The 2160-nt window shown below is 64.0% G+C and carries 2 protein-coding genes; both read left to right on the top strand.

Annotated features, from left to right (window positions below; all coding sequences use genetic code 11):
* Window positions 1–123: 123 nt before the first annotated feature.
* Window positions 124–1599, top strand: a complete 1476-nt coding sequence (locus tag QZL67_RS01065; protein ID WP_022288937.1) for a sodium:alanine symporter family protein — start codon at window positions 124–126, stop codon at window positions 1597–1599.
* Window positions 1600–1671: 72 nt separating this feature from the next.
* Window positions 1672–2160, top strand: a 489-nt coding sequence (locus QZL67_RS01060) for a GTP-binding protein (RefSeq protein ID WP_292919613.1), incomplete at its 3' end; no start/stop codon positions are given.

Raw genomic sequence — 2160 nt, 5'->3', positions numbered from 1 at the left:
TCGTCATGTTTTCGACCCCCGGGCGCATACGCTCTTTTACCGCCGGACCGGGCCGCCTTTTCACCCGGTTCCGGCCGGACAACATCCGCCGGGCCGCGGTCCGGGCGTGAAAGGAGCGGGGTTATGACGTTTTCCCAGTGGGTCCAGTGGGCGGACCAGCAGATGTGGGGCCCGGGGATGCTGGTGCTGCTGATGGGGACCGCCATCTATCTCACCGTTCGGACCCGGTTTCTCCCCTGGCGCAATCTGGGCTACGCCCTGCGCAGCGCTCTGGGCCGTCAGTCCCGGGTCCGCTCCGGCGGCGCCGGGTCCGTGTCCCCCTTTTCCGCCCTGATGACGGCGCTGGCTGCCACCATCGGCACAGGAAACATCGTGGGTGTGGCCACTGCTCTCACCGCCGGCGGCCCCGGTGCCCTGGTGTGGATGGAACTCTCCGCCGCCTTCGGCCTGAGTTCCAAATTCGCCGAGTGCATGCTGGCGGTCAAATACCGGGAGGTCAATGCCCGGGGCGAGTGGTCCGGCGGCCCCATGTACACCATGCGCAAGGCCGTCTCCCCCCGGTGGCTGGGCGGTTTGCTGGCTTTTCTCTTCGCCCTCTCCACAGTTCTGGCCTCTTTCGGCATCGGCAACATGACCCAGTCCCACTCCATCGCCCAGGCCCTGGACAGCGTTTTCCACATCTCTCCCCTGCTGACCGGCACTGTGGTGACGGTGCTGGCTCTTTTTGCCGTGCTGGGCGGCATCCGCAGCGTCTCCCGAATCTCCACCGTTCTGGTTCCCGCCATGGCGCTTTTCTATCTGGCCGCCGGTCTCGCGGTGATCTGGGGCAACCGCTCCGCCCTGCCCGGGGCGATGGTTGATCTCTTCACCATGGCCCTCTCTCCCCGGGCCGCCGCCGGAGGCGCCGCCGGTTCTGCCGCTGCCGCATGGTTCCGGTGCGTCCACTTCGGCATCTCCCGGGGGTGCTTTTCCAATGAGGCGGGCATGGGCTCCGCCGCCATCATTGCGGCCGCCTCCGCCTCCGACCACCCTGTGCAGCAGGGCTACATCAGCATGACCGGCACCTTTTTCGACACCATGGTGGTCTGCACCGTCACCGGCCTCTGCATCTGCACCTCCGGCGTCCTGGGCACCGCGGACCCCCGCACGGGAGCGCCCCTCAACGGCGCCCGGCTGACCATTCTGGCCTTTGAGACGGTGCTGGGCCGGGGCGGCGCGGTGTTTGTCAGCATCGCCGTGGCCCTGTTCGCCTTTTCCACCATCCTGGGCTGGGAGTACCTGGGGGAAAAGGCCTTTGAATACCTCTTCGGCGTCCGGCATCTGCGGCTCTATCGGGCGGCATTTTGTCTCGCGGCGCTGCCCGGTGCCGTGGAGCCCCTGCATCTGGTGTGGGGTCTCTCCGACCTTTTCAACGCCCTGATGGCCGTTCCCAACCTTCTGAGCCTGCTCCTTCTGGCCGACACCGTGGCCCGGGAGGCGCGGGCCTTCCAGCCCCGGGTGGAACGCCGTCGAACACAGTGCCGCAGCCGGGGCCGCTCCCGGGCCGTTTTGGCCCGGCGGCGGTCTGTTTTCCCAAAAAACGGGGGAAATTTCCCATAAGAGCGTTGCTTTTTTTGCGTTTGGTGGTATATTGATTCTGTTCGGAAATTTTATTGCAAAGGACTTGATTACATGACCAAAATCGACATCATCTCCGGCTTTTTGGGTGCCGGTAAGACGACCCTCATCAAGAAGCTGCTGGCGGAGGCCTTCCAGGGCGAAAAGCTGGTGCTGATCGAAAACGAGTTCGGTGAGATCAGCATTGACGGCGGCTTCTTGAAGGAATCCGGCGTCCAGATCTCCGAGATGTCCTCCGGGTGCATCTGCTGCTCTCTGGTGGGCGATTTCAACAAGGCCCTCAAGGATGTGCAGGCCCAGTTCCACCCCGACCGCATCCTCATCGAACCCTCCGGCGTGGGCAAGCTCTCCGACGTGATCGTGGCGGTGGAGAACACCGTGGCCGACACGGAGAACATGAAGCTCAACAGCTTCGTCACCGTGGCAGACGCTACCAAGGTGAAGGTCTATATGAAGAACTTCGGCGAGTTCTACAACAACCAGATCGAAGCCGCCGGCACCATCCTGCTCTCCCGGACCCAGAAGCTCAGCCAGGAGAAGTTG

The organism is Oscillibacter sp. CAG:155 (genome assembly GCA_000436875.1).
Taxonomy (GTDB): domain Bacteria; phylum Bacillota; class Clostridia; order Oscillospirales; family Oscillospiraceae; genus Oscillibacter.
This window is presented reverse-complemented; position numbering and strand designations above follow the sequence as displayed.

Coding starts and splice junctions, on each gene's coding strand:
- QZL67_RS01065 (WP_022288937.1), top strand. CDS start 124: ATGACGTTTTCCCAGTGGGTCCAGTGGGCGGACCAGCAGATGTGGGGC.